At 50.8% G+C, this 25,707-nt stretch carries 23 protein-coding genes; 2 read left to right on the top strand and 21 right to left on the bottom strand.

Annotated elements, in window-relative coordinates; translation table 11 throughout:
* Nucleotides 1-98: 98 nt before the first annotated feature.
* From HMPREF9473_RS03135 to HMPREF9473_RS03105, 7 genes are all read right to left on the bottom strand, one after another.
* Nucleotides 99-1,607 carry a sodium:solute symporter family protein gene (locus tag HMPREF9473_RS03135; RefSeq protein ID WP_006778607.1) on the bottom strand — a complete coding sequence of 503 codons (1,509 nt, stop codon included), beginning with the start codon at nucleotides 1,605-1,607 and terminating at the stop codon, nucleotides 99-101.
* 77 nt (nucleotides 1,608-1,684) lie between these two features.
* Complete coding sequence (locus HMPREF9473_RS03130; RefSeq protein WP_006778606.1) at nucleotides 1,685-2,476, bottom strand: hypothetical protein; 792 nt, start codon at nucleotides 2,474-2,476, stop codon at nucleotides 1,685-1,687.
* 170 nt (nucleotides 2,477-2,646) lie between these two features.
* A complete protein-coding gene (locus tag HMPREF9473_RS03125; protein WP_006778605.1) occupies nucleotides 2,647-3,399 on the bottom strand; it encodes a glucosamine-6-phosphate deaminase in 753 nt (250 codons plus the stop codon).
* Nucleotides 3,400-3,417: 18 nt separating this feature from the next.
* Nucleotides 3,418-4,470 (bottom strand): LacI family DNA-binding transcriptional regulator, encoded by a 1,053-nt coding sequence (locus HMPREF9473_RS03120; protein WP_006778604.1) that lies wholly within the window; start codon nucleotides 4,468-4,470, stop codon nucleotides 3,418-3,420.
* 92 nt (nucleotides 4,471-4,562) lie between these two features.
* A complete protein-coding gene (locus HMPREF9473_RS03115) occupies nucleotides 4,563-5,312 on the bottom strand; it encodes a ComF family protein (RefSeq protein WP_006778603.1) in 750 nt (249 codons plus the stop codon).
* 267 nt (nucleotides 5,313-5,579) lie between these two features.
* Nucleotides 5,580-7,799: an SF1B family DNA helicase RecD2 gene (gene recD2 / locus HMPREF9473_RS03110; RefSeq protein ID WP_006778602.1), complete on the bottom strand. Its 2,220-nt coding sequence runs from the start codon at nucleotides 7,797-7,799 to the stop codon at nucleotides 5,580-5,582.
* A gap of 119 nt (nucleotides 7,800-7,918) precedes the next feature.
* Complete coding sequence (locus HMPREF9473_RS03105) at nucleotides 7,919-8,923, bottom strand: rod shape-determining protein (protein WP_006778601.1); 1,005 nt, start codon at nucleotides 8,921-8,923, stop codon at nucleotides 7,919-7,921.
* Nucleotides 8,924-9,327: 404 nt separating this feature from the next.
* Here HMPREF9473_RS03105 and HMPREF9473_RS03100 point away from each other — a divergent pair, with 404 nt between their 5' ends.
* Nucleotides 9,328-9,699: a PBECR2 nuclease fold domain-containing protein gene (locus HMPREF9473_RS03100; RefSeq protein WP_034857869.1), complete on the top strand. Its 372-nt coding sequence runs from the start codon at nucleotides 9,328-9,330 to the stop codon at nucleotides 9,697-9,699.
* 453 nt (nucleotides 9,700-10,152) lie between these two features.
* Here HMPREF9473_RS03100 and HMPREF9473_RS03095 read toward each other — a convergent pair whose 3' ends face one another.
* Nucleotides 10,153-11,706 (bottom strand): ABC-F family ATP-binding cassette domain-containing protein, encoded by a 1,554-nt coding sequence (locus HMPREF9473_RS03095; protein WP_006778600.1) that lies wholly within the window; start codon nucleotides 11,704-11,706, stop codon nucleotides 10,153-10,155.
* Nucleotides 11,707-11,883: 177 nt separating this feature from the next.
* Between HMPREF9473_RS03095 and HMPREF9473_RS03090 the strand changes: the two genes are divergently transcribed.
* Nucleotides 11,884-12,957 carry a putative ABC transporter permease gene (locus tag HMPREF9473_RS03090; RefSeq protein WP_006778599.1) on the top strand — a complete coding sequence of 358 codons (1,074 nt, stop codon included), beginning with the start codon at nucleotides 11,884-11,886 and terminating at the stop codon, nucleotides 12,955-12,957.
* Between the two features lie 68 nt (nucleotides 12,958-13,025).
* Here HMPREF9473_RS03090 and HMPREF9473_RS03085 read toward each other — a convergent pair whose 3' ends face one another.
* The 13 genes from HMPREF9473_RS03085 to HMPREF9473_RS03025 form a co-directional block, all read right to left on the bottom strand.
* Nucleotides 13,026-14,168: a glycerate kinase family protein gene (locus HMPREF9473_RS03085; protein WP_006778598.1), complete on the bottom strand. Its 1,143-nt coding sequence runs from the start codon at nucleotides 14,166-14,168 to the stop codon at nucleotides 13,026-13,028.
* A gap of 48 nt (nucleotides 14,169-14,216) precedes the next feature.
* Nucleotides 14,217-15,557 (bottom strand): GntP family permease, encoded by a 1,341-nt coding sequence (locus HMPREF9473_RS03080; protein WP_006778597.1) that lies wholly within the window; start codon nucleotides 15,555-15,557, stop codon nucleotides 14,217-14,219.
* 13 nt (nucleotides 15,558-15,570) lie between these two features.
* Complete coding sequence (locus tag HMPREF9473_RS03075; protein ID WP_006778596.1) at nucleotides 15,571-16,677, bottom strand: CdaR family transcriptional regulator; 1,107 nt, start codon at nucleotides 16,675-16,677, stop codon at nucleotides 15,571-15,573.
* A gap of 14 nt (nucleotides 16,678-16,691) precedes the next feature.
* Nucleotides 16,692-17,516 carry an MBL fold metallo-hydrolase gene (locus tag HMPREF9473_RS03070; protein WP_006778595.1) on the bottom strand — a complete coding sequence of 275 codons (825 nt, stop codon included), beginning with the start codon at nucleotides 17,514-17,516 and terminating at the stop codon, nucleotides 16,692-16,694.
* A 207-nt stretch (nucleotides 17,517-17,723) separates the two neighbouring features.
* Entirely contained in the window at nucleotides 17,724-19,460 is a 1,737-nt protein-coding gene (locus HMPREF9473_RS03065; RefSeq protein ID WP_006778594.1) for a phospho-sugar mutase, read from the bottom strand.
* Nucleotides 19,461-19,564: 104 nt separating this feature from the next.
* Nucleotides 19,565-20,542, bottom strand: a complete 978-nt coding sequence (locus tag HMPREF9473_RS03060) for a phosphotransferase (RefSeq protein ID WP_006778593.1) — start codon at nucleotides 20,540-20,542, stop codon at nucleotides 19,565-19,567.
* Nucleotides 20,543-20,683: 141 nt separating this feature from the next.
* Entirely contained in the window at nucleotides 20,684-21,874 is a 1,191-nt protein-coding gene (locus tag HMPREF9473_RS03055) for a CCA tRNA nucleotidyltransferase (protein WP_034857868.1), read from the bottom strand.
* A 55-nt stretch (nucleotides 21,875-21,929) separates the two neighbouring features.
* Nucleotides 21,930-23,363 (bottom strand): proline--tRNA ligase, encoded by a 1,434-nt coding sequence (gene proS, locus HMPREF9473_RS03050; protein ID WP_006778591.1) that lies wholly within the window; start codon nucleotides 23,361-23,363, stop codon nucleotides 21,930-21,932.
* A gap of 65 nt (nucleotides 23,364-23,428) precedes the next feature.
* A complete protein-coding gene (locus HMPREF9473_RS03045; protein ID WP_006778590.1) occupies nucleotides 23,429-23,638 on the bottom strand; it encodes a DUF3791 domain-containing protein in 210 nt (69 codons plus the stop codon).
* Nucleotides 23,639-23,641: 3 nt separating this feature from the next.
* Nucleotides 23,642-23,884 (bottom strand): hypothetical protein, encoded by a 243-nt coding sequence (locus tag HMPREF9473_RS03040; RefSeq protein ID WP_006778589.1) that lies wholly within the window; start codon nucleotides 23,882-23,884, stop codon nucleotides 23,642-23,644.
* Entirely contained in the window at nucleotides 23,881-24,360 is a 480-nt protein-coding gene (locus tag HMPREF9473_RS03035) for a DUF3990 domain-containing protein (RefSeq protein WP_006778588.1), read from the bottom strand. The genes HMPREF9473_RS03040 and HMPREF9473_RS03035 overlap by 4 nt, the downstream gene beginning before the upstream one ends.
* Before the next feature lie 395 nt (nucleotides 24,361-24,755).
* Nucleotides 24,756-24,950: a helix-turn-helix domain-containing protein gene (locus HMPREF9473_RS03030; RefSeq protein ID WP_006778587.1), complete on the bottom strand. Its 195-nt coding sequence runs from the start codon at nucleotides 24,948-24,950 to the stop codon at nucleotides 24,756-24,758.
* A 51-nt stretch (nucleotides 24,951-25,001) separates the two neighbouring features.
* Nucleotides 25,002-25,694 (bottom strand): hypothetical protein, encoded by a 693-nt coding sequence (locus tag HMPREF9473_RS03025; RefSeq protein WP_006778586.1) that lies wholly within the window; start codon nucleotides 25,692-25,694, stop codon nucleotides 25,002-25,004.
* Between the last annotated feature and the right edge of the window lie 13 nt (nucleotides 25,695-25,707).

Raw genomic sequence — 25,707 nt, 5'->3', positions numbered from 1 at the left:
GTTTTTATTCATCATATCCGTCACCTTGAAGGCCGCCGTGAAGGCGGCCTTCGCCTTTCCTTGCTGCAATGAACCTGTCTGTAACCGTTTTACCTTTCTTACTCCCAGTCCTGGCCCAGCTGAACCATCAGATGCTCCACATCGTCAGGAACTGCCTTCTTCGCCACATACTGGTTGTACAGACCGATTCCATAATATACCACAAATGTCACTGCCGTCGGTGCGATGACCGCAAAGTCCGGAGAAATGGTCAGCACGCCCATCTTGCTGAGTACAAACACCAGGAAGCCAGCCAGTGTGGAGCAGATAGCTGATTTGGCATCACAGTGCTTAAACATCGGGAACAAACCAAACAGCAGCGGAACCGCCGTCGGACCCAGAAGAGCCGCGAACCAGGAAAGAATCAGACTGGCAACGCCGCCGAACTTCTCGTTCAACAGGCCAACGATCACCGTAACTCCCATGAAGAAAATCGTGGTCATTCTGGCATAGAAAAGTTCCTTTTTCTCGTTTGTCAGCACATCCTTTTTGAATATCGGAATGATATCTCGGGTCAGCACTGCGGAAATGGTATTACAGTCGGACGTACACATGGACAGCGTGTTGGCATACATTGCCGCCAGGGAAAGACCAATCATACCGTGAGGAAGGAACATCATGCTGATGGTGGAGTACAACGTATTGGACGCTTCCCCCTGGGTGAGTCCAGGAACGGTCAACGGCCCTAACCACATGGGAATGAACACCACGATAGGCCATACCAGATAGAGTGCGGCGCTTAAGAATGCGGAGCGTCTCGCCTCCTTGGCATCCTTCACGGAGATGAACCGGGTTGCCAGTGACCAGGTACCACCATTATAGCTCAAAAATACTGTTATGAAGTAAAAGATTGTCCAGAGCATGGAGCCCTGGCCCTGTGTCTGCTCAAACACATGGACACGTCCTGCCGGCAGAGCGGCAAATGCCTCAAACAGGCCCATACCCAGATTGGTGCTGATAAAGTTAATCGTTCCAACCAGCAGAATCAATCCGGCCGCCGTCTGTACCACCCACTGGGCAAAATCAGTCCACAGGTCTGCAATCAGACCGCCCACGGACATGTAGAACAGCGCCACAATCGCTGAGGACAGAATACCAATCCACAGGGGCAGTCCGGTAAAGCCAGTTACCAAAATACCGATGGAAGCCCATTTCGCGCCTACGTCCAGCAGCTTTGAGAAAATGCCGGATACCGCCACGATGACCTGGGCCGCCGTGTTATAGCGCATTCTCAGATACTCGGTAGGGGACTGGATGCCCAGCGCGTGGCGAAGTCTTGGCCACCTCGGCGCCAGCACAACAGCTCCCACCGCCACGGCAATGGCAATATTGACCGCCCACCAGAAATAGATGGCGGTACCAAGTGCATACGCAATCCCTGCATAACCTACGAACACAACGCCGGAGTAACCGGTCACATGGTGGGAGATTCCGGAAAGCCACCACGGTATCTTTCCACCGCCCACATAGAAATCTTCTGCTGTCTTTACGTTCCTCTTGGAGTAAAATCCAATCCCAACCATAACCAGCAGGAACAATACAATAACTCCATAGTCCAACCAATTCATACACTTACCTCCTAAGTAATTTTCAATTCCCCTATTGTTACTTTTTATTTCACGCCATCTGGCAAATGGGTGCATTGTTACAGCCGCTCGATTCTCTGGTCCCTGTAATACAGCTCCAGCTGACGGCTCTTCTCGTTGACGAGCTCCGGCTCCTTCGGGAGGAGCAGCTCATCCCACCGCTTGATATAAGCAGCGATATCTGTTTTGGAATAATAGTGTTTCAGCTCATCATCCACCTGATAATCGATGCGGGACATGTTTTTATTCCAGGCAAGCAGGAATGCAATACTTATGAGAGCGGCAGCCAGCGGGCCGAAAAAATTCAGGAATCCCGGCGCAATCGGGTATATCCGGTTCCATCCAAACGCATAGTAGCCCTCCACCAGGGAAACCAGCAGAAGCGCTGGTGTGACAAGCCCCAGAGATGCCTTTACCTGGGATGCCTGGCGGTAGCGGATGATCTCCCGCATTACGGCAATCTGGGTGAACTTCTCCCCTTCCTGCTCATAGAGCCGGGGACTTACCGCGATTTTAAAATTCTCCTGGGGCCGTTTCAACAGCGGAGACAGAATCTCCACGTTGCGTTTCAGGAACTCATATCGGTCCATGACCGGACAGAGATAGATATCGGCGTTGATGTCCACCGGCAGAGCCAGACTGCAGACCTTCATGTCCCCGTAGTCCGCTTCCCGCCTTGGAAGATACCGGAATTTCCGGATAATCCATAACAGGAGTCCGGCGCCTGCGGCTCCGGCCGCAATCTTCAGCCACCCACGGTTTACCAGCATCACGGTCATGCAGGTAATGGCCGCCACAAACGGCAGCGTCCCCACCAGATAATACCAGTTAATACTTCGCAGTTTTTTCATATCTTATATCCGTCCTTTCTGAAACCTGAACTTGCCTTTTGAATCCTCCACTTACCATCCGAATCCCGCTTCGGCTTTCTAAGTCCTGCTTCAACTCTTCCAATCCCTCTTTTATTTCCCGAATTTATAGAAAACGTTTTCTATATCATGCGTATGATAGAAATCGTTTTCTATTCCCAATAACACGCCTTATCGATATACATATGTACGTCACCTGCAGTCCGCAGAATACTGGCCGGGCAAACCTCGGTCACGGCTCCTGTCAGAGCGGCCTTCACTGCACAGCGTTTCTTCTCCGTCGGCACGATGCAGAAGATTTCCTTCGCACTCACCAGTTTTGGGATGGTCACAGTCAAGGCTCTCTCCGGCACATCCTCAAAGGATGGGAAACATCCGTCGTTGACCTGCTGCTGTCTGCATATCTCGTCCAGTTCCACCACCTTCACGGTTTTCGTGTCATGAAAATCTGCCACGGCCGGGTCATTAAACGCAATATGTCCATTTTCCCCGATGCCCATAAATGTGATATCAATCTGGATTCCATCCAGCAATCTGCTGTAACGCTCCGCCTCCTCATGGCAGTCATTGGCTCCGTTGATCAAATGGACACTCTTAAACGGAACGCGGGAGAAAATGGCTTTCGTCAGAAATCCGTTAAAGGAATCCGGGTGCCCGATATCGAAGCCCACGTACTCGTCCATGTGGTAGCCATTGACACGGCTCCAGTCGATGCCCTCCTCCAAAATCAAATGTTCCAAAAATTCATTCTGGGAAGGGGCTGCCGCAAATACACAGTTGATCTCTTCCTGAGCAGCCAGCATCTGTCTCATACAGGCCGCGGCCTCTCTGGCGGCTTCCCTGCCCATCTCCTTCCTGGTGTCAAACACCTTCAGTTTGACTTTTTCAAATTGCAGTTCTTTCATCGTTGCTTTTCTCCTTGCTCACTGTGTTTTTCTTATGGACTCCCGCTCAACCAGAACGGGTTCCAGCATAACCCTTTTCTTCCAGGTATGCACGCCATCCAGACATTCCATCAGAAGTTTGGCGGCCAGTTCTCCTGTCCGGTACGCGGACTGGGAAATGGTGGTCAGGGCCGGCACAATCATCTCGCCGAACTCCACATTATCAAATCCCAGGATGGACATATCTCTGGGAATATGAATCTGGTGGGTCTCCAGCTGCTTCATAATGCCAATGGCCATCATATCATTGACGGTGAACAGCGCGTCGGGAATCCGTTTTCTCTCCAACACCATACTTCCAAGCTCCTGGCCGCGCTGATAATCCTTCATGGCACTGGCGCCTGATTTTTTGGAAGCGGTGCTGACGAAAATATTGTCTTCCTTAAGCTCCATGTGATGGTCTGTCAATGCATCCTGAAATCCTTCAAACAATTTCTTACGGGACGGTCTGTCCATGGGGCCGGACGCAAACGCAAGCTCCCGGTGGCCATTTTCAATCAGGTACTCGGCGGCCAGCCGGCCGGAGGAGTAAAAGTCAAAGTCGATAGCCGCGCCGTCGTAGTCATCATGGGGCTGGTCGAACAGGACATAGGGAATGCCCGCCTCGTCCAGCGCGCTGTTGATGCTCTCATCCCAGTGAATCAGGGACAGCAGCACTCCCGCCACCTGGGCCTGAATCAGCATGTTGATGCAGGAGCGCTCGGTCTGTACCTGGTTGTGGGAAGAATATAAAATGGGGACGTAATCATTGTCCATACATTCCTTCTGAACGGCCGCGATCAGCTGGCTGTAAAATGGATTGGTGATTGATGGAACCACCACTCCTATCTGGCGGTTTCTGCCTCCGCGAAGCAGCTGGCCAAACAGATTCGGCTTGTAGTTTAACGCCTCTGCGGCATCGATGATGGCCGTCTTCAGCTCCTCTTTCACCGGATAGTCGGAACCGCTGAGTACGCGGGAAACCGTGGTTATGGATGTGTTGGCTCTGGCGGCTACATCTTTGATGGTCGCTTTCTTTTTCTTCTCCTGCACAGAACTTTCTCCCTTGTTAGAAATCGTTTTCTATATCATATCACACATATTTTTGTTCGTCTAACTTTATTTTTTTAGTTATTTTGACGACGTTATGCGTTGTGGCCGATGCAGATGGTGATAATATAGACATGACGGATTCCGGCGGATAGGAGGACTCTGGTGCAAGCCTCCACGGTGCTGCCTGTGGTGTAAATATCATCGACCAGGATAATGCTGGTGATACCGGGCGGGATAACGCCGGGGCGGAATGCCTGTTGGAGATTTTTCAGACGCTCGGAGGGGTTTAACTGTTTCTGGGGAAGGGTCTTTTTGTCGCGGAGGAGGGCGGATGGGTATACGGGGATTCCGAGACGGGCGCCGATGTTATTGGCGAGAAGCTCGGCCTGGTTAAAGCCGCGCTGGCGTTTTCTGGATGGGTGAATCGGGACGGGGATCAGAGCCTGGGCGTTCATGCGGTGAATCTGGGAGGCGTAGCGCTGGCAGATGGCTTCCGCGTAGAAGTCCAGATACTGGCGCTTGTTTTTGTATTTGATGGCGGCCATGGAGTGTCTGGCGTAGTCGTCGTAGTTGATGAGGGCCAGACCGTATTCAAAGGAGTGGTGGCGGCGGGTGCAGTCGAAGCAGTATTCTACGGTGTCGCTGAATACCTGTTTGCCGCATTTTTTGCAGACAGGGCCCTTTACGTAGGAGAGTTTGGGGAAACAGGCGGGGCAGATGAGGGCGCCTTTTGGAAGGACGATCTGGTCGCAGACGGGGCAGCGGCGGGGGTAGAGGGCGTCGAGGACGGTGTGCAGGATGCGGGTAATGGATTGAAATAGCAATTGGAATAACATAGACATAAGAAACCTCCTGAATGTGAGATGAAATTATAATTGGTTTGGTGAAAATTTCAAATAATAGAAGATAGAATTACGGAAAATATGAGCTGAAACTGATAGATAAATTTAATTTAATAAGGAACATAAGGGACATTGTCATGCTCTCGTGGTGATGGACAGCCCATAATTGATTGCCAGATTGATATGCAGATATTGGTAACTGGCGTCATCTCAAACACAAGGTTCGGGATGGCACACAGTTACATCAATTTTTATACATTTTTTATATCAGACATTAAACTCCTGAATTCTTTCTTTCAGGCCGGAATATCTCCGCTGCTCCATCTGGTTGTCCACCATAGCTTGAAAGGTCTCCGGGATTCCTACCAGGCAGACGCAGGAGCGGGCCCGGGTTACGGCTGTGTAAATCAGGTTTCTGGTCATCAGCATGCGGGGGCCGGAGTGAACCGGGATGACGACGGCCGGGTACTCGCTTCCCTGGGATTTGTGGATGGTGATAGCGTAGGCCAGCTCCAGTTCTTCCAGCTGTTTGAAGCTGTACTCCACCATGCGGCCTTCATCGAACTCCACCGTCATCATTTCCGCGAACATGTTCATCTCTTTTATGATGCCCATGTCGCCGTTGAACACGCCCATGCCGCTGTCCAGCGGAATCCCGTACTTGTTGCGGACCTCCCACTCAATCTGATAATTGTTCTTAATCTGCATGACTTTATCGCCTACCCGGAACACGGTGCCGCCGGACTCCCGTTCCAGCTTGCTCTTGTCCGGGGGATTCAAATACTCCTGGAGAATCCCGTTGAGGCGCTCCACTCCCAGGGCGCCTTTTCTCATGGGCGTCATAATCTGGATATCAAAGGGGTTGGCGTGGACGTAGCCGGGGAGTTTCTCCTTCATCAGCGTTATCATGGCGCTGACGATGGCGTCGGGGTTGTCCCTTCTGATAAATAAAAAGTCATTGCTCCGTTTCCCCAGGTCTATGGTCTCGCCACGGTTAATCCGGTGGGCGTTGACAATGATGTCGCTCTCCGACGCCTGGCGGAAAATCTTGGTCAGCTTGACCACGTTGAAGCAGCCGGAATTTATGATGTCGCGAAGGACATTGCCGGGGCCGACAGAAGGGAGCTGGTTGACGTCGCCTACCAGAATCAGGCGGGTTCCCACGTTGACGGCTTTCAGTAAAGACTGCATCAGCTGGATGTCTACCATGGACATCTCGTCGATGATAATGGCGTCGGCATCCAGCGGGTTCTCCTCGTTTCTCTCGAAATGCATTCCGACGGAGCCCTGTTCTCCGGGGACGCCGGACAGTTCCAGCAGGCGGTGAATGGTCCGCGCCTCGTAGCCGGTGGCCTCTGTCATGCGCTTGGCGGCGCGGCCGGTTGGCGCGGCCAGAAGTATTTCCATCTCCTCCTGCTCAAAATACCGAATCATGGTGTTGATGGTGGTGGTCTTGCCGGTACCGGGGCCGCCGGTGATGATGAGCAGACCGCTGTTGACGGCCTCCACCACGGCCTGTATCTGGAGGTCATCCAGCTCGATGTCCTCCTCGTCCTGGATTTGTTTCAGGCGGGTTCGTATCTTTTCTTCCTGCTCGGTGCCGCGGATGTTTAGGTCGTGAAGCATTTTGGCTACATTCAGTTCCGTGTAGTAGTAGACGGCGGCGTAAACGGCGCAGACGGAGTCGGATTCCTTGACGATCAGGCGTTTGTCCATCTGCATGTCCATCAGGTGTTTGTCCATGGCGGACAAATCCACTTTCAGGAGGTCGGCGGCCTGGGTCAGGAGTTCCTCTTTTGGAAGATAGGTGTGCCCCTGGGCGGATGCCTGGAGGAGTGTATACAATATACCGGAGCGGATGCGGAAATCGGAGTCGGTGAAAATGCCTACCTTTTCAGCTATCTCGTCGGCTATTTTGAAGCCTACGCCAGCGATGTCGTCGGCCAGGCGGTAGGGATTCTCTTTGATGATGCCATAAAGTTTTGGGCCGTATTCCTGGTAGATTTTGACGGCCAGATTCATGGAAATGCCGTATTCCTGCAGGAACATCATGGCCTGGCGCATCTCTTTCTTCTCGTCCATCTGGGCGGAGATCGCCATGGCCATCTTTTCGCTGATGCCCTTGACTTCCGAAAGGCGCTCCGGCTCTTCCTCGATGATGCGGAAGGTGTCGGCTTTGAAGCGGCGGACGATGCGGGCGGCGAGAGCCGCACCTACACCCTTGATGGCGCCGGAACCTAAGTAGCGCTCCATGGAGAGAGTGTCCTCCGGGGCCTTGATTTCGTAGGTTTCCACGGACAGCTGCTCGCCGTAGATGGGGTGCTCGGTCATGGTGCCGGTGGCCTCTATCATCTCGCCTTCGTTGATGTAGTGGAAGGTGCCTACCAGTATGTATTCTTCTCCTCCGTCGCTGACGCTTAGGACGGAGTAGCCATTTTCTTCATTGCGGTATTTTATTTTTTCTACAAATCCGGTTACTGTTGCCATTTAGGGTCCTCTTGTATTGGATAGTGTATATTTATATTTTATTTCAGATAAAGAAATGTCCCCGCCATAAACAGCAGGGACACATTATTTACACGGGTTGGCTGGGTTCAGAGGTGCATTTAGAACTCCTGCTTCGGCACATCGCCATGGGTGAACTCGATAAACTTGCCGGTGCCGATGGCTACGGCTGTCAGCGGGTCCTCGGCAATCATGGTGGTGATGCCTGTCTTCTCTTCAATCAGCGCGTCAAGGCCGCTCAAGAGGGAACCGCCTCCTGTCAGCACAATACCTCTGTCGAAAATATCTGCTGCCAGCTCCGGTGGCGTGCGCTCCAGTACGTTGTGTACGGCGTCCACAATCTGCATGGCCGGTTCTTTCAACGCTTCCAGAGTCTCATCGGATGTCACCACAATCGTCTTCGGAAGACCTGTCACCAGGTTACGTCCTCTCACCTCCATGGTCAGAACCTCCGGTCTTCTGTATGCGGCTCCGATATTAATCTTAATCTCCTCAGCGGTTCTCTCACCGATCAGAAGGTTGTGTTTTTTTCTCATATAGCGGACTAACGCCTCATCGAAGTCATCACCGGCTACCTTGATGGAAGTGCTGACTACGGTGCCTCCCAGGGAAATGACTGCGATATCCGCGGTACCGCCACCGATGTCGACAATCATGTTGCCGCACGCTTTGGCGATATCAATGCCGGCTCCGATAGCTGCTGCTACCGGCTCCTCGATGATAGATACTTCTCTGGCGCCTGCCTGGTAGGTCGCGTCCTCGACCGCCTTCTTCTCAACTTCCGTGGCGCCGCTTGGGATGCAGACACTGATTCTTGGCTTGCGGAGGGTCTTCTTGCCTACGGCTTTGTTGATAAAATATTTAAGCATCTTCTCTGTCACGGTGTAATCAGAGATAACGCCCTGTCTCAGTGGTCTCACGGCCACGATATTGCCTGGGGTTCTGCCTATCATCAGACGGGCTTCTTCACCGATGGCCATAATCTTGTTGGTGTCACGGTCAATGGCCACTACTGATGGCTCTTTCAGCACAACTCCCTTTCCTTTTATATATACAAGGATACTCGCCGTACCTAAATCGATTCCAATGTCGTTGGACATCATCATAATCTCATTTCCTCCTGCTTCCTGCCTGCTTCTCTTCTCTATGTGTCTTACGGTTGAGGGTATCTTCCGTATTCTCTCAATTATCGTTACTATTATATACAATATCGAAAGGTTTTTAAAGGGTTTTTTATTTTTTATTTTCTTTATGGTTATTTTATGATGGCGACACACTTTGGTCACAATTATTCTTTATACTCTAAGTATGTTATCCGAAAGGGTAACAGGCCTTTGTTTCAAGTAAACTACTTGAAATCACAAAGCTTTTTCATACTCATACCGGCTAGGGCTTATGCCTTAGCCGGCCCCCCTAAAAATCTAAATTCGATTTTTTCAATAGTTATAACATTCCGGATTTCCCAAATAAAAACTTAAGAGATAACTCCCTTAATATACGAAGGCCGTTCATGAACAATACCATTTTTCCAATCTGCCGATACAATCGGAATTTTGATAACTATATCAACTTGCCATCAAAGCACGATTATATCTATCAGTCTTCCGGATTAAAAAAACATATTATGAAACGCCATAGCGGTTATGAACAGTATTTAAAATTTTTACCACAAATCATAGCTTCTCCCGACTTCATCGGAATCAATCCAAATGAAAAAGGCGTCAGTTTTGAACTTGTAAAAGTTTTCTCCGAGCATTTACAAATCGGAATAAAACTAGATGAAGCCGAAAACTATCTATATGTTGCTACACTGCATCCTATCACAGAATCCAAACTGCAGCATGGAATAAAAAACGGAAGGCTAAGACCATTTGACAAATAAGGATATTTATCTTATACTGAATACATAATAAACAGGAATTACAAAGGTCGGAAAGGCTCCCGACACACTCGCAAGAGTACCTGAGATGATGGATACGCCGCCCATCTTGTAATTCTTGTCAGCATGAAAGGCATTCCCTTATGGGGAGTGCCTTTTTGCTGTTTAGGGGTGATATACAGGTTGTTTATCTCCGTTTCATAAATTCCTAATGAATTTTATTTTTAATTTATGGAACGTCCACAAAATGCACACAATTACATGGTATCATTAAGACAATCACAAAAGTGATTACGAGAAAGAAAGCTTTTTCATACTCATACCGGACGGTGCAAACCGTCCGGCCCCCCTAAACCAATTTTCCTAATATTATATACCTACCATTCCCTATGATAAAGAGGATATCCAGTAACCCTGGCATATCCTCTTTATTGTTGTATGGATTTTAATCAGCGTTTAAATCTTCAGCGACCACTCGCTGCAGTCCCACACCTTCGTCGCCAGTCCCTCATAGAATTCGGGCTCGTGGCAGATGAGGAGGATGCTGCCTTTGTATACCTGAAGGGCGCGCCGCAGCTCCTCTTTGGCTTCCACATCCAGATGGTTGGTGGGCTCGTCCAGAAGGAGGACGTTGGTCTCCCGGTTAATTAGTTTACATAATCTCACCTTTGCCTGCTCGCCGCCACTCAGGACACGAACCTGGCTCTCGATGTGCTTGGTGGTAAGTCCGCATTTAGCAAGGGCAGAGCGGACCTGATACTGGGTGTAGGAGGGAAACTCCTTCCAGATTTCCTCAATACAGGTGGTGGTATTGCCCGGCGCCATCTCCTGCTCGAAATATCCGATATAGAGATAATCGCCAAGCTCCACACTTCCCTCCAGCGCCGGTGTCAGCCCCAGGATGCTCTTTAGAAGCGTGGTTTTTCCGATACCGTTGGCGCCCTTCAGCACAATCTTCTCTCCCCGCTCCATCGCCAGATTCAGCGGGCGGGACAGCGGCTCGTCATAGCCAATCACCAAATCATGGGTTTCAAATATATATTTCCCCGCGGCACGGGCCTCCATAAAGTGGAACTCCGGCTTCGGTTTCTCTCTGGCCAGCTCGATGACATCCATCTTGTCCAGCTTCTTCTGCCTGGACATGGCCATATTTCTGGTGGACACTCTGGCCTTGTTCCTCGCCACAAAGTCCTCCAGCTCCGCAATCTCCTGCTGCTGGCGCTTGTAGGCGGCCTCCAGCTGGGCCTTCTTCACCGCATAGACCTCCTGGAACTTGTCGTAATCCCCCACATACCGGTCAAGCCGCTGGTTCTCCATATGATAAATCAGATTCACCACGCTGTTCAAAAACGGAATATCATGGGAAATGAGAATAAACGCGTTTTCATACTCCTGGAGATAACGCTTCAGCCACTCAATATGCTGGACATCCAGATAGTTGGTCGGCTCGTCCAGAAGCAGAATGTCCGGCTTTTCCAACAGCAGTTTTCCAAGCAGCACCTTCGTCCTCTGCCCGCCACTCAAATCCGTCACATCCTTGTCGAGGCCGATTTCATCCAGGCCAAGGGCCCGTCCCACTTCCTCCACCTTGGAGTCAATGATGTAGAAATCATGGGCCATCAGAAGGTCCTGAATGGTCCCCAGTTCCTCCATCATCTGGTTCATTTCCTCCTCGGAGGCTTCCCCCATATGGTCGCAGATATGGTTCATCTTCTCTTCCATATCAAACAGATAGGTAAATGCACTCTTCAGCACGTCCCGGATGCTCATACCCTTCTCTAACACCGTATGCTGGTCCAGATACCCCACCCGCACGTTCTTCGCCCACTCCACCTTGCCCTCGTCAGGCATCAGCTTGTCGGTAATAATATTCATAAATGTGGACTTTCCCTCTCCGTTGGCCCCGATTAGACCAATGTGTTCCCCTTTCAGCAGGCGGAAGGATACATCCTGAAAGATAGCACGGTCTCCGAAACCGTGGCTCAAATGTTCTACGTTTAATATGCTCATTCTGGCAGCTCCTGTTTTGTTATAAAATCATCCCCTATTCTACATGAGAAATGCAGGTCTGGCAAGCAAAAAGGCGGTTTCCACCCCGGAAATACGACATTTTTCCTATTTTGTTTATTGCCAAGGGCCATTAAAATGTTTATGATAGTACAAGAACATATCACACAGGAGGCTTTTATGTATACATATCCATGGTATCACTGGATAACATTTTTCTATATTTACTGTTTTTTCGGGTGGATTTTTGAGTCCACCTATGTGTCATTAAAATCCCGGCGTTTTGTGAACCGGGGGTTCCTGCGTCTTCCCATGCTGCCGCTCTATGGAACCGGGGCCGTGATGATGCTCTGGTTTTCCCTGCCGGTCAAGGACAATCTTTTCCTGGTGTACCTGGCAGGCGTGATAGCCGCCACACTGTTGGAATACGCCACCGGTTATGTGATGGAACGGCTGTTCAAGATGAAATACTGGGATTACAGCAACCAGCCCTTTAACCTCCACGGTTATATCTGTCTCAGTTCCTCCATCGCCTGGGGGTTCCTGACTATTTTTCTGACCGATGTCATTCACAAGCCCATCGCCAACATGGTTCTGGATTTAAATCCCATCGTGGAGTTTACATTTATCGGCATTGTCAGCGTGCTGTTCGTCTCCGACTCTGTCAAGTCCACCAAGGAAGCCCTGGATTTGGGCCGTGCTCTGGAGGCCATGACAAAGATGAAGAACGAGCTGGAGGAAATGCAGGTGCAGCTGGCTCTCCTGAAGGCGGAGACCACCCAGCGGGTGGCCGAGCTCCGGGACGACGCGGCTTCGCGGGTAAGCGTTTCTCTGGGAGATACCGCACAGCGGGTGGGCTTCTCCCTGGAGGATATCACCGACTCCCTGGAAGGCACCGCACAGAAGATATCCGACTCCCTCTCCGGCGCCGTGTCGCGGGTAGCTGACATGAAGGAGGAGACGGCCCAGAGAGTGGCCGATATGAAGGAAGAAACCTATCAGCGTATGGCTGATATGAAAGAAGAGACCACGCTCCGCGTAGCCGAGGCGGCCCAGAAATTCCGGGAGCGCAGCGAGCGGGAGGACGCCCTGTCCGACCGCATCAAGTCTCTGACCGAGAACCGCCAGCGCCTCTCCCACCAGATGTCCTTCTACCGGAAGAGCCTTCTGCGCGGCAACCCGTCATCGTCTTCCAGCAAGTTCGCGGAGGCTTTGAAGGAGTTTAAAGAATCTGTCAATAACTTAAAGAAATAGCGTTGAGAAAAAGTTTTGGGCGGGGAATCAATGAGTCATTGATTCCCCGCCCGTCTTTGATAGGAAGTTTATTTTGCTATCATCATTCCCGCTTTCAGTAACCGGAACGTCCGCTCCGCCGCATCGGCATACAGCTCTTCCGCTCTCTCAAGGGCCTCATCCAGTTCCATCGCCCCATTGATGGTCGTCATAATGCTGTTCACCCCATGCTCATAAATCTGGTCCGCGCCGTCCCCCATACCTCCGACGATGGCCACAGCCGGAATCTGCCGGTTTTTGCACCGCATCCCCACGCCGCAGGGCACCTTGCCAAAGGCGGACTGCCAGTCAATCCGTCCTTCGCCGGTGATGACCGCATCCACGCCATCCAGCAGCCCGTCAAAGTCCATCAGGTCCAGAACCGTCTCGATTCCCGATTTCAGCGTGGCGTTCAGGAACACGCACAGAGCGGCTCCCAATCCACCGGCAGCGCCCGCTCCGGCAATGTTATCCACATCAGTCCCCGTAGTTTTCAACACCACCTCGGCGTAATTCTTCATCCCGGCTTCCAGTTCATCCAGAATCTCCGGCGTTCCCCCCTTTTGTTTTCCAAATGTATAGGTTGCGCCATCCTTTCCGGTCAGCGGGTTGTTCACGTCACACATAACCGTAAATTCCGTCTCCTTCACAGCCGGATGTATCCCGGTTGTGTCAATCCGGCAGACTTTTTTCAAATCTCCGCCAACGCCTTCCAGTTCCGCACCATTTTCATCCAGGAAACGGATTCCCAGCGCCCTCATGGCGCCCATGCCTCCGTCGTTGGTGGCGCTCCCGCCGATAGCCACGGCAATTTTCCGATATCCCCGGTCCAGGGCGTCCTTCAAAAGCTCCCCTGTCCCATAGGTAGTCGTCTTCCTGGGGTCCCGCAGCTCCTGGGGCACCATGGGAAGTCCTGAGGCGGCCGCCATCTCGATGACTGCCGTATCCCCGTGGAATTCTCCATAGCTGCTCTCCCGCAGCTCCATCAGCGGGCCGTGCACGGTTACCTGCTGATAACTGCCATGAGTCACGGCAATCACCGCGTCCACAGTCCCCTCGCCTCCGTCGGCAATGGGAACCCCCACCGTCTCACAACCTGGAAACACCTTCACTGCCGCCCGTTCCAGCAGATGGATAATCTTCTCTGAAGATAATGTACCTTTAAACGAATCCGAAGCAAATAAAAATTTCATCTAAACCATCCTTATCATAGTCATTTATCTAGTCTCATGGCGTCTATTCTACACAAAAATCAGGGACAGAATAAACACGGTAATAATCGTTACAATACCCATGACAGCCGTCATACCGGTCTGGCACTTGTAGGCCGCCTTGGTATCCATGTCTGAGAACTGGGATACCACCCAGAAGTAGGAGTCATTGGCATGGGAAACCGTCATAGAACCGGCTCCGATTGCCATAATCACCAATACCTTTGCAATCGGGGAGGTGAAGCCCAGGGTGCCCATCATCGGGGCAATCATGGCTGATGTTGTAATCATGGCAACCGTGGAAGCGCCCATAGCTGTCTTTAACAGTGCGGCAATCACGAACGGAAGCAGCACGCCTACGCCCAATCCCAGCAGAGAACCGCTCAGTGCGTCAGCGATTGGAAGTTTCTGTAAGATGGCGCCAAAGGAGCCGCCTGCGCCGGTGATGGCAAGGATTCCCGCGGAGTTGGTGACACCCTCGGTAATCCATTTCAGCGCATTCTGTTTCTCTTCCTTCGGAATCAGCGTCATGGCCAGGAACACGCCAAGAATCAGGGCGATCACCGGGTTACCGATGAAGGAAACAATCATTTTTAAAACGCCGCTGCCAAACGGAGCGCTTGGGAAATCGCCTACGGATTTCAGCGCGATTAAGATAATCGGCAGCAGAATCGGTGAAAAGCTATGTAACGTTCCGGGAAGCTTTCCGTATTTCTGTACTAACTCATCTACGGTGTATTCCGGGTTGGCTGGGATATCAATCTTCGAAGCCACTTTCTTTGCATAAATGATAGCGGAAATGGTTGCCGGTATGGAGATGAGCAGACCAATCAGTATGGTCAGACCCAAATCAGCTTCCAGCGTTCCGGCCATAGCGATTGGTCCGGGTGTCGGCGGTACCAGACAGTGGGTCGCATACAGACCACCGGATAATGCCGTCGCCATCACAGCCAGGGATACGTTGCTCTGGCTTGCCAGCGCACGGGAAATCGGGCTTAAGATAACGAAACCGGAATCACAGAACACCGGGATACCGGTTACATATCCAGTGAGCCCCATGGTCAGAACACTGTTCTTCTTGCCAACCAGCTTCAAAATGCTGTTAGCCATGGTCAGCGCCGCGCCTGTCTTCTCCAGAATCGTACCGATAATCGTACCTGCAAGAATCACGATACCAATGCTTGCGAGAATATTACCGAAACCGGATTTCACGGTGTTGATGACTTCCTCTGTTGGAATTCCACACACAAGACCTACCACAATCGCTACTACGGTCAGCACCAGGAACGGGTGCTGGTTAAATTTGGATATGGAAATGACCATTGCCACTACCGCTAAAAATATAACTCCAAAAATAAAGATACCTGACATACACTTTTCCCTCCTAATACATTTCTAAGATTAGTCTTACAAAAAACTCTCTGATAAATGCCTTCTCTTCTTCCATTCCCAATATGCCAAACAGTCGATTCATCCGGTACAATAATGTATTCTTGTGCAGATGAAGCCGCTCAGCCGCTTTTGCTACGCTTCCCCCTTCCTCGTAATAAATTCTGGCTGTTTCCAGCATGGCATTTATATTAGACTGGTCCGCAGACTCAGCTAATTTCTGATACAGTTCCTCCACATACCAGCCGCCGGTGTAGGCGCTCATGCAGTGGAAGAGATAACTTAACTGGTTTTCCTTTGTCCGGATATTGCTGACTGGCTCTGTCTGAAGTCTGATTAAGACCGCCGCCTCGTCGTAGGACCTGGCAATGTCCGGAAAATCGGGGCATTTCCCCCCTACGGCCATCCGGTAATCGGGATGATTCTTTAAGACCGGCTCAAACAGGGCTGTCATGTCCTCCTCCCTGCCGATAAGCACGAAGGAATGATTCTGCATGCCGTACACATCACGGCCGGGGCGCACAAGACCCGCTTTTAACAGCGTCCGCTCCAGCTCCTCCACCTGGCTCAAGCTGGGAGGACTGGTCTCCCTTCCGGCCTGGAACAGCACCACCTGCAGCGGAAACTGCAATGTCACCTGTATCACATTGCACAGCTGCATAATCTGGCTTCTGTCCTCCTCCTTGCCGGTCAGCAGCAAATCCAGAAGCTGGGTTCTCACCTCCGTCTCCATCCGCTGGCGGCGCATGTGGAATTTCTGCTGGAAATACTGGCTCACATAAACCCTCAGGAGATTGGCAATCTCCATCACCTCTTCCGGCTTCCCAAACACCCCGACAACGCCAACCAGCCGGCCGTCGGTGACGATGGGCATGTTGCAGCCCTCCTTCGCCCCCGGATAATTCTTGACGTCCTGCTCGTGTATCATCACCATCTGCTTAGTCTGTATCACCTCCGCGGCTCCCTGGTGATAGTCCCCCACCCGGGCCCGCTCCGTGGACGCGATAATCACCGCGCTGGTATCCATGATATTGATGGTTCTTCCGCCTACCAGAGTAGACGTGGCTTCTACAAAGTCCTGTGCCATCTGCGAAAAACTCATAGTATTCTCCTCTATCAAAAGATCAGACAATCCCCAACTCCCAGATGGCAGCTGGATATCTTGGCATCCTCACGGATAATCTGCTCTGCCGCCGCTCCGGAGCAGTGGTTGATACCCAGCAGAACAATGCCCATGGATTTCATTTCCTCAATGCTCTTTTTCACCCGCTCCTCACTGGCTTCCACCAGATGTGTGCCGCCGATTACGGCACGGATTGGGCGGTTGAGGCGATTTTTCACGGTCGATAACATGTTCATGATGCCGGGATGGCTGCACCCCACGATGACAACCAGGCCCTCCGGCGTGTCAATGGCCAGGCATATCTCATCGTCAAACTGGTCATGGACCATTCCGTCCCCGGTGTCTTTTACAAAACGGGCGGGGACCTGTTCAAAGTCATGGGTTCTGTCAAATCTTCCTATGATATGGATATTGTCATCGATCTGGCACGTTCCCTCGCACACGATTTCCTCACGGCTGTGCTGTTTTAAATATGCTTCCGTAAAGCCGCAGCCAAGATAGGTATATTTATTTTCACCCACGGCGTATTTCTCCTGGAAAAATTCCGGGCCGTGTATCACGATTTTTTGATATCCCTGTTCGGCCAGGGGGATAAATCCCGCCGCATGGTCATAGTGACTGTGACTGAACACAAAGTACGATATCTCATCCAACGGAATGTTCAGCTTGCTGGCATTTTCCCAGGTATTGGCGCCGGCGCCGAAGTCAAACAGGATTTTCACCTTCTCCGTCTCAATATAAAAGGACAGCCCATGCTCGGCTATAAGGCTTTTATGCTCGGAACTCAGATTCTCCATCAGGGTTCTTATCTTTACCATGGTATCTCCCACCTTTATTGTAATTATGATAATTGATTATACCACATCTGTTTTTGGTTTACATTGTGATGTATCACAAATCTTAAAAATAGTAAATAACTTTTATTATATATTATTACTTTTTTTATATAGTATGCACAAAGGCACCGTCCATCACCGCAATTTACGCGGGATGGACGGTGCCTTTATTTATCATGTGATTGCAATTTACAGCATTTTGTCAACCATTGCCATCACAGCCTCACCAAGTGCTGCTGATTTGGCGTCGGCGTCTTCCAGGGACGTGCCCTTGATGCCGTAGTAGAATTTAATCTTCGGCTCTGTTCCGGATGGTCTTACACACAGCCATGCGTCATCGTTCATGTCATAGTATAACACGTTGGAAGATGGAAGTCCTGTTGGTTTCACCTCGCCGGTCTTCATGTCCTTGATGGTATCCAGCTTGTAGTCTCTGGCGGAAATCACGGTATAATCGCCCACCTGCTTGGGAGCGTCATTTCTCAGTGTCTCCATGATGGACTGGATTTTGGCAAGCCCCTCAATTCCCTTTAAGCCGATTGCCTTCACAGCATCCTTGTAATAGCCGTACTTGTCATAGATGGCTACCATGGCATCCCAGAGGGTCATGTCCTTGGTCTTATAGTAAGCCGCCGCCTCGCAGAGCGCCACGCTGGCGGAAACCGCGTCCTTGTCACGGGCATAGGTGCCGATGAGACAGCCGTAGCTCTCCTCCAGACCGAACATGTACTTGCCGTATCCGGTGGTCTCTTCCTTCAATATCTGCTGTCCGATATACTTAAATCCGGTCAACACTTCCACCAGCTCGGTGTTGTAGCCTTTGGCGATGGCGTCCACCAAATTGGTGGTAACGATGGATTTGATAACCTGTCCATCGGCCGGAATCTCGCCCTTGGCCTGCTTCTGGCTCAGCACATACTCACAGAGCAGGGAGCCGGACATGTTGCCGGTCAGCGGGATGTAGCTGCCGGACTTGGTGTCCTTCACATAAACGCCAAGACGGTCGGCATCCGGGTCTGTCGCCAGTACCAGGTCGGCATCCTTTTCTTTGGCCAGCTTTAAGCCCAGAGTGAAGGCTTCCTCCGCCTCCGGGTTCGGGTAGCTGACGGTCGGGAATTCGCCGTCCGGAAGCTCCTGCTCCGGTACTACATAAACATGCTCAAAACCAATTTCTTTCAACGCTCTTCTCACCGGAAGATTGCCGGTGCCGTGAAGAGGTGTGTATACAATCTTGATGCTGTCCTGCATCTTGTCGATGGCATCCTGGTTTACCACCTGGGCCTTCACGTTGGCTATGTATTTATCATCAATCTCTGCTCCAATAATCTCGTATAACCCTGCCGCCATGGCATCCTCGGCGCTCATGGTCTTCACCGTGGACAAATCCTCGATGGCAAGCACTTCCTCGGTCACGCCCTTGTCGTGTGGCGGTGTGAACTGCGCGCCGTCCTCCCAGTATACCTTGTAGCCGTTATACTCCGGCGGGTTGTGGCTGGCCGTCACGTTGATACCGGCGATACAGCCAAGCTCGCGCACGGCGAAGGACAATTCGGGAGTCGGTCTCAGGGATTCGAACTTATATGCTTTAATGCCGTTGGCCGCCAGTGTGCGTGCCGCTTCATCGGCAAACTCCGGTGACATACGCCGGGAATCGTAGGCGATGGCCACTCCCTTGGAAGCGCCTCCCTGTTTGATAATATAATTGGCAAGACCCTGGGTCGCTCTGCGGACTACATAGATGTTCATGCGGTTAATGCCGGCGCCGATAATTCCGCGAAGTCCGGCGGTGCCGAATTCCAAATCCATATAGAAACGCTCTTTGATATCGTTCTCATCTCCGGCAATGGCTCTAAGCTCCGCTTTCGCATCCTCATCGAAGTATGGATTAGACAGCCATTCTTCATAAATCTTCATGTAATCTTTCATATAAAATTACTCCCTTCCCGTCTCTTTCGGCCAGTACTTTGGAAAGTCCTGTCCCCTTCTCCTCATTATACCTTATCAGGCCCAAAAAATAAAGCGGAAACCCCCTATTTAATTTTCGACAAAAACTGATTCCGGCTGTCCATCTGCTCTTCCAGATGACACAGCTTCTCCACATTTCTGGCGGGTATCCAGGCTTTGTTGGCATTGAAGTAGAAATTAATCTGTTTCCAGTATTTTTCCGGGTATAAAAACAGGTAGTAGAGACATTTCCGCTCCCAGGTGCCGAGAGGGAGAATTCTGTCGTAGGCTTTCAGCATATCGAGCCCCAGCGACTGGTTCCAGTCCTGCTTCTCCATCACTTTTCGCATAAAATGATACAAATCCGTCATCTGGCTGCCCAGATGCATTTTATTGTACTCGATAATCGCAACGTAACGGTTTCCCATCAGCACGTGGTGATGGTCCAAATCCCCGTGACATAAAAAAGCCCTGGACGCTTCCTCTTCTTTCCAAAGAGCTTCCAGCCCTTCCTGCGCTCTCTGCGCCTGCTCATAGAACATTTGAAAATTGCCAATCACGCACAGTTCAAACTCGGTCTTCTTCCGCTTGCCGCGGATATAGTTACGGGCCCGCTGCAATTCCCGGTTGTGGCGTTCCAGCTCCTGGTCTATGGGCTGGACCATGATGGAGCCAAGATTCCACTCCTCCTGCACGGGGATGGTCTGAAATACTTTGTGGAGTCTGGCTATCTGGGTGACGGCCTCCAGTATCTCTTCTCTATCTTTTAGATTGCATTCCCTATCCAGATACCAGTCCTTCATGACAAATCTGGTCCCATCTTCAGCCAGGGATATGAGCTCCCCCTGACTGGTGCGGATGTACGCATCCACCTGGACGCTGCCGGCTTCCCTGACCTGTCCTAATACCTGGGTCTCAAATTCGAGACGTTTCATGGTTCCTCTATACTCTTTCAACAGCTTGATGCCCTGGCCGGTCTCACAGAGCCACCCGCTGCGTCCCTTTCTGACATTCCCGACTTCCAGGTCATACTGTGGCAAAGCCTCTACATACTTCTCGTTCACATCCACCCCTCCAAACGCCCTGATTACTAGCTACTTCTAGGGTATGTGTCAGGCTTCCGGAATATGCAGGAATCTTCGGACACGGGGGAAAGAGTCAAAAAGGACCAGGCAATGCGCCCGGTCCCTGAGGGTTCTTCTATTCTACTGCCGGTTTACAAACTCCTTCAGCAGGTATTCTTTCGTGTTGTATTCCGGGTGCTCCAGCACCTGGTTGAACAGGTGGTTTAAGACGACGCCCAGCTCCCGGCCTGGCTTCATGCCGGCTTCTATTAAGTCTCTCCCGGTGACTGCCATGGTCTTTAGGCTGATGCAGTCCCCGGCCATTCGTATCTCCCCGGACAGCCGGACCACTTCCTCCAGCTGCTCCAGGCCCACGGACTGTTTCAGGAGTATCAGATTGTCGTAAAGCTCCGGCGTCATCTGGCTCATGATGCGGCGAATCTCCGCTTTGTCCGCCGGGATTGGCCGGTTCCACCACCGCACCAGCGTTCCTGTTTTGGAAATGGTGTCGTTGTCCATCTTTAAATCTTTGAGAATCCGGACGGCCGATTTTTCGTCCGTCAGCCGCAGGAACGCCGACCACCGGAGGGATTTGTCCGCCGGAAGACTGCTGTCTATGGAAATGCTCTCCCCAGGCACCAGGTCAAAACCAGGGGTGACGTAGGGGCTGATGCCGGTCTCGTACATTTCACGGATATAGTCCGGGTTGGCGGAGAGGAGGAGCTTGCTTAATTCCACCTGGATTCTCTCTTTGCTGACGTGAATCAGGTTTGGCGCAATCTCCGTGATGGCCTTCTTCGTCTCCGGCTCTATCTCAAAACCCAGCTGGGCGGAGAAGCGGACGGCCCGCAATATCCGCAGGGCATCCTCCGTAAACCGCTCTTTCGGGCTTCCCACACAACGGATTTTCTTCTGCTTTAAATCCTCCATGCCGCCGAAGGCATCCACCAGCCCCGCCTCGTGGCTGTATGCCATGGCGTTGATGGTGAAATCCCGGCGTTTTAAGTCTTCGATCAGGTTGGAGGTAAATTCCACGGATTTAGGGTGGCGTCCGTCCTCATACTCCCCGTCAATCCGGTAGGTTGTGACCTCATAGCCGGCCTTTCCCCTCATGATGGTGACGGTGCCATGCTGGATGCCGGTGTCGATGGTTCTGCCGAAAATGGCTTTCACCTGCTCCGGTTTCGCGGAGGTGGTGATATCCCAGTCCTCCGGCTGGCGTCCAAGCAGGGTGTCGCGGACACAGCCGCCCACCACAAACGCCTCAAATCCGGCCTGATTTAGTTTTCTGATGATATCTTCCGCCGCCTCCGGTATCTGCAATGGCTCCATCTCCTCTCTTCTAACGGGCTTGCAAGCGCCCTTTCGCTTGTCAGCACAGCCGTTTTTAGTATGCGCGGCCCCAATATACCATCTTCGTGGCCGGTTTGCCGCAACAGATACAGGTATCTGCCAGCTTCTCCTGCTTGAATGGCATACAGCGGGAGGTGGCGCCTGTCAGTTCTTTAATCTTATCCTCGCACTCCTGGCATCCGCACCACATGGCTTTTACAAATCCTGGCTTCTCCTCCACGGTCTTCTGGAAGGTCTCAAAGTCTACGGCCTCGTAGGTGTGGGCATCCCGGTGCGCTCTGGCGCGCTCAAACATTTCCTTCTGAATCGTCTCAAGCAGCTCGCCTACTTTGGACTCCAGCTCCTCCAGGGCTACGGTTATCTTCTCGTGGGTATCGCGGCGCACCAGAACGGCCTGGCCGGCCTCGATATCCTTCGGCCCGATTTCCACACGCAGCGGAATCCCGCGCATCTCGCACTCGCTGAACTTCCAGCCCGGACTCTTGTCGGAATCGTCCACCTTCACGCGGAAGTTTGACAATGTCTCCTTCAACTCCATGGCTTTCTCCATCACGCCCTCTTTGCGCTGCTGGATAGGGATGACAATCACCTGGGTCGGTGCAATTCTTGGCGGCAGAACCAGGCCGTTGTCATCGCCGTGCACCATGATGATGGCACCAATCAGACGGGTGGTCATACCCCAGGAGGTCTGATGGACATATTTTAAGGTGTTGTCCTTGTCCGTATACTGGATATCAAATGCTTTCGCGAATCCGTCACCGAAATTGTGGCTGGTTCCTGACTGGAGGGCTTTGCCGTCATGCATCAGGGCTTCTATGGTATAGGTAGCTTCCGCGCCGGCAAACTTCTCTTTGTCAGTCTTTCTTCCGCGGATAACCGGCATGGCCAGAACCTCTTCACAGAAGTCGGCATACAGGTTCAGCATCATCTCGGTTCTCTCCTCTGCTTCCTCGGCGGTAGCGTGGGCGGTGTGGCCCTCCTGCCATAAGAACTCTCTGGAGCGGAGGAAGGGTCTGGTGGTCTTCTCCCAGCGCACAACGGAGCACCACTGGTTGTATAATTTGGGTAAATCCCTGTGTGACTGGATATCGCGTGCGTAAAAATCGCAGAACAGTGTCTCGGAGGTCGGTCTCACACACATTCTCTCCTGAAGGGGCTCCAGTCCACCGTGGGTCACCCAGGCAACCTCCGGTGCAAATCCCTCCACATGGTCCTTCTCCTTCTGAAGCAGGCTCTCCGGGATAAACATGGGCATGTATACATTTTCCACGCCGGTCTCTTTAAATCTTCTGTCCAGTTCCTTCTGAATATTCTCCCAGATCGCATAGCCTGCCGGTTTGATTACCATACAGCCTTTTACGCTGGAATAATCGATTAATTCTGCTTTTTTCACCACATCGGTGTACCACTGGGCAAAATCCACATCCATAGATGTGATTGCCTCCACTAATTTCTTGTCATTCGCCATGACAGTTCTCCTCTCTTATATAGAAATCTATTTAGACGTTTACAAAACGCAAAATACGTAATTAATTACCAAGCCGGTTTGCCTGTTTCAATAAGACTGTCCAAATCCATAAAGGCATTATCTAATGTCTCTGTGTGATATACATCATACATGTCATACACAAAATCAGTTAAATTCTTTTCTTCCAGTATTTTTAATACTTCATCGGCCGTTGTCTTTTTATAAACTGCATACTGTTCAAGTAAATATACAAAAAAATCACTTTCTTTACTCATGGCTCAGTCCTCCCTAATATATTGTGAATTTCCAGGCTCTCCTGTTATCTTTTCATTTTCCCACATATCAAACAATATATAGGGACTCACCTTATAGAGCTCCGTCTCTGTATCCATAAGCATTTTGTATGTTTCTGACAGCAAAAAAGATTTTATCGCCGCTTTTTCAGGCAACGCATATTTTTCAGATATGAGTTTTCCTACATATTCATCATAAAACGCCATTCTCTCCGCTGTTACTCTCATACGATATCGCTCCCTTCAAATTTCAAAAGCAGTAATGCTTCTTCTGTCAAGAAAGCATATTGGTCTGTCAGATTCTGCGGCATCAGTAATTGAACCGCTATTTCTTTTGAAAATCGGCCACGCATGTAGTCATTAATTACATCAAGTGTAGAGTCGTTGGCAACCGGACCAATCACTAAATCATATTTTTCTATCAGTGATTTGCGTTTTCTATTAGCCACAACAAAATCCAGCCAGTCACCATCTGCGTCTTTAAAATGCTGAATTTTTAAACCCGTTTGCATTTCGTCTTCAAAATGATATACATTGACAATTGGTTGACCAATTTTTCTTCTCCTCACAACTGACTTTGCCCATCGAACTGCCTGCGCTTCACTCGTTGTCAGATAAAAGCCCGCACCAAAATCTAATGCTCTGAGATTATCTTTTATAATCGGTTTCTCTACTATTACATTACTCCCATGATATAACTTCATTGTTCTCCTTTCTAAGCTCCTTAAGCCCATTGTTAAATTCAATTCTGATATACAAAAAAGCCGCTCAGTCCCCTGTCCATGTGACAAGGGACCGAACAGCTCACACTCGTTTGCTATCGGCGGTACCACCCTAATTAGTGTCTGTTGCCAGAACACTCTCTTTTCACCCGTTAACGCCGGATTCACGCTGTATTTTCATACAGGGCTCCAAGGCAGGTTGGGCCTCCAGTGACACAGGAATCTCACACCTAATGATTCCCTCTCTGCGTGTATGTCCGCTTAATAGTCCTCTTCTTCGCCTGTTCATGATTCAAATTTACTTGCGTATTGTTGATTTTACGGCATTTTGAGGGCTTTGTCAAGTGTGGGTGTGGTTTCGGCAGTTATCGGTCCGTCTATCCTTTGATTCCGAGAGTTTCTGCGATACGTTCCTTGGTGCGCTCACACTGGTTGCGGCCGTAAATGATGTCGCTGACGGTGGAGTTGGCGATGCCGAGGCGTTTCGCCAGCTCCTGCTGGGGGATGTCCTGTTCTACCATTGCGATTTTCATTTTCTTGCCGAATGGGGTGCATGGGATTCTGGTTGTCATATTGGGGCCTCCTTTTTCTTTGTTCTATTTTTTATCGGCTGATTACGACGTCTATGCTTCTGTCTGCAGGGATACCGTGAAGGTTGGGGTAATGGTGAAACTATTCCCTGATTTCCAGCCACGTGTTGTTGCCGCATAGACTTTCATCTTCAGGACATCCGTTCTTGTCTCTTCGTTAGGTGTCGCTGATGTATCTGCTGCCTCGATGGTGTATGCCTTATCGCCCTTTACATAATAAGGCGCTTCCTTTTTTATATCTGTTTTGTTCATCCATATCTTATTATTTTTTGTACCCGGCAGAGTTGGCGGTGTTTCCTTGGCTTCACGGATTGCAAAAAGAACATTTTTGTCTGCACTGCCAAGGTCACTAACCGTATCTACCAGATTCACTCCCACTCCCGGAGCTACTGCCGTGATGGAAATCTCCAGCGGTACGGTCGACAGATTGGTAATGGTATAGTTATCCGCCTGCCCTCCCATCTGGGTTGTCGCGGAATCGTTGGCCTTTATTTTCACGTTGGGGTCGATGTCGAAACTTGATGCAATCGGAACTTTCACACTGATGTTGGTTATTTTGATATGCCCGGTGATGACAGAATCGGCTCCTCCCCCATCTGCGAGATTTGTTTCCGTATAACTCACTGCCGTTGCCGCCGCCTCTGTCACCGCATAGGACGACATGCTTCCTGTCACTGTCATCCCTATCGCCGCCGTTAACAATATTGCTTCCCTCATTGTTCTCATCTTCTTTTCCTCC

The sequence above is a fragment of the Hungatella hathewayi WAL-18680 genome, assembly GCF_000235505.1.
Classification (GTDB): domain Bacteria; phylum Bacillota; class Clostridia; order Lachnospirales; family Lachnospiraceae; genus Hungatella_A; species Hungatella_A hathewayi_A.
The sequence above is the reverse complement of the archived record's forward strand: the minus strand, read 5'-3'. Positions and strand labels throughout refer to the sequence as shown.

Excerpts from the sequence above, each read along its gene's own strand:
- HMPREF9473_RS03100 (WP_034857869.1), top strand. The coding sequence starts at position 9,328 with ATGAACAATACCATTTTTCCAATCTGCCGATACAATCGGAATTTTGAT.
- HMPREF9473_RS03085 (WP_006778598.1), bottom strand. The coding sequence starts at position 14,168 with ATGAAATTTTTATTTGCTTCGGATTCGTTTAAAGGTACATTATCTTCA.
- HMPREF9473_RS03065 (WP_006778594.1), bottom strand. The coding sequence starts at position 19,460 with ATGAAAGATTACATGAAGATTTATGAAGAATGGCTGTCTAATCCATAC.
- HMPREF9473_RS03070 (WP_006778595.1), bottom strand. The coding sequence starts at position 17,516 with ATGGTAAAGATAAGAACCCTGATGGAGAATCTGAGTTCCGAGCATAAA.
- HMPREF9473_RS03075 (WP_006778596.1), bottom strand. The coding sequence starts at position 16,677 with ATGAGTTTTTCGCAGATGGCACAGGACTTTGTAGAAGCCACGTCTACT.
- HMPREF9473_RS03025 (WP_006778586.1), bottom strand. The coding sequence starts at position 25,694 with ATGAGAACAATGAGGGAAGCAATATTGTTAACGGCGGCGATAGGGATG.
- HMPREF9473_RS03135 (WP_006778607.1), bottom strand. The coding sequence starts at position 1,607 with ATGAATTGGTTGGACTATGGAGTTATTGTATTGTTCCTGCTGGTTATG.
- HMPREF9473_RS03080 (WP_006778597.1), bottom strand. The coding sequence starts at position 15,557 with ATGTCAGGTATCTTTATTTTTGGAGTTATATTTTTAGCGGTAGTGGCA.
- HMPREF9473_RS03055 (WP_034857868.1), bottom strand. The coding sequence starts at position 21,874 with ATGGAGCCATTGCAGATACCGGAGGCGGCGGAAGATATCATCAGAAAA.
- HMPREF9473_RS03045 (WP_006778590.1), bottom strand. The coding sequence starts at position 23,638 with ATGAGTAAAGAAAGTGATTTTTTTGTATATTTACTTGAACAGTATGCA.
- recD2 (WP_006778602.1), bottom strand. The coding sequence starts at position 7,799 with ATGGCAACAGTAACCGGATTTGTAGAAAAAATAAAATACCGCAATGAA.
- proS (WP_006778591.1), bottom strand. The coding sequence starts at position 23,363 with ATGGCGAATGACAAGAAATTAGTGGAGGCAATCACATCTATGGATGTG.
- HMPREF9473_RS03130 (WP_006778606.1), bottom strand. The coding sequence starts at position 2,476 with ATGAAAAAACTGCGAAGTATTAACTGGTATTATCTGGTGGGGACGCTG.
- HMPREF9473_RS03040 (WP_006778589.1), bottom strand. The coding sequence starts at position 23,884 with ATGAGAGTAACAGCGGAGAGAATGGCGTTTTATGATGAATATGTAGGA.
- HMPREF9473_RS03125 (WP_006778605.1), bottom strand. The coding sequence starts at position 3,399 with ATGAAAGAACTGCAATTTGAAAAAGTCAAACTGAAGGTGTTTGACACC.
- HMPREF9473_RS03030 (WP_006778587.1), bottom strand. The coding sequence starts at position 24,950 with ATGACAACCAGAATCCCATGCACCCCATTCGGCAAGAAAATGAAAATC.
- HMPREF9473_RS03105 (WP_006778601.1), bottom strand. The coding sequence starts at position 8,923 with ATGATGATGTCCAACGACATTGGAATCGATTTAGGTACGGCGAGTATC.
- HMPREF9473_RS03090 (WP_006778599.1), top strand. The coding sequence starts at position 11,884 with ATGTATACATATCCATGGTATCACTGGATAACATTTTTCTATATTTAC.
- HMPREF9473_RS03115 (WP_006778603.1), bottom strand. The coding sequence starts at position 5,312 with ATGTCTATGTTATTCCAATTGCTATTTCAATCCATTACCCGCATCCTG.
- HMPREF9473_RS03095 (WP_006778600.1), bottom strand. The coding sequence starts at position 11,706 with ATGAGCATATTAAACGTAGAACATTTGAGCCACGGTTTCGGAGACCGT.
- HMPREF9473_RS03035 (WP_006778588.1), bottom strand. The coding sequence starts at position 24,360 with ATGAAGTTATATCATGGGAGTAATGTAATAGTAGAGAAACCGATTATA.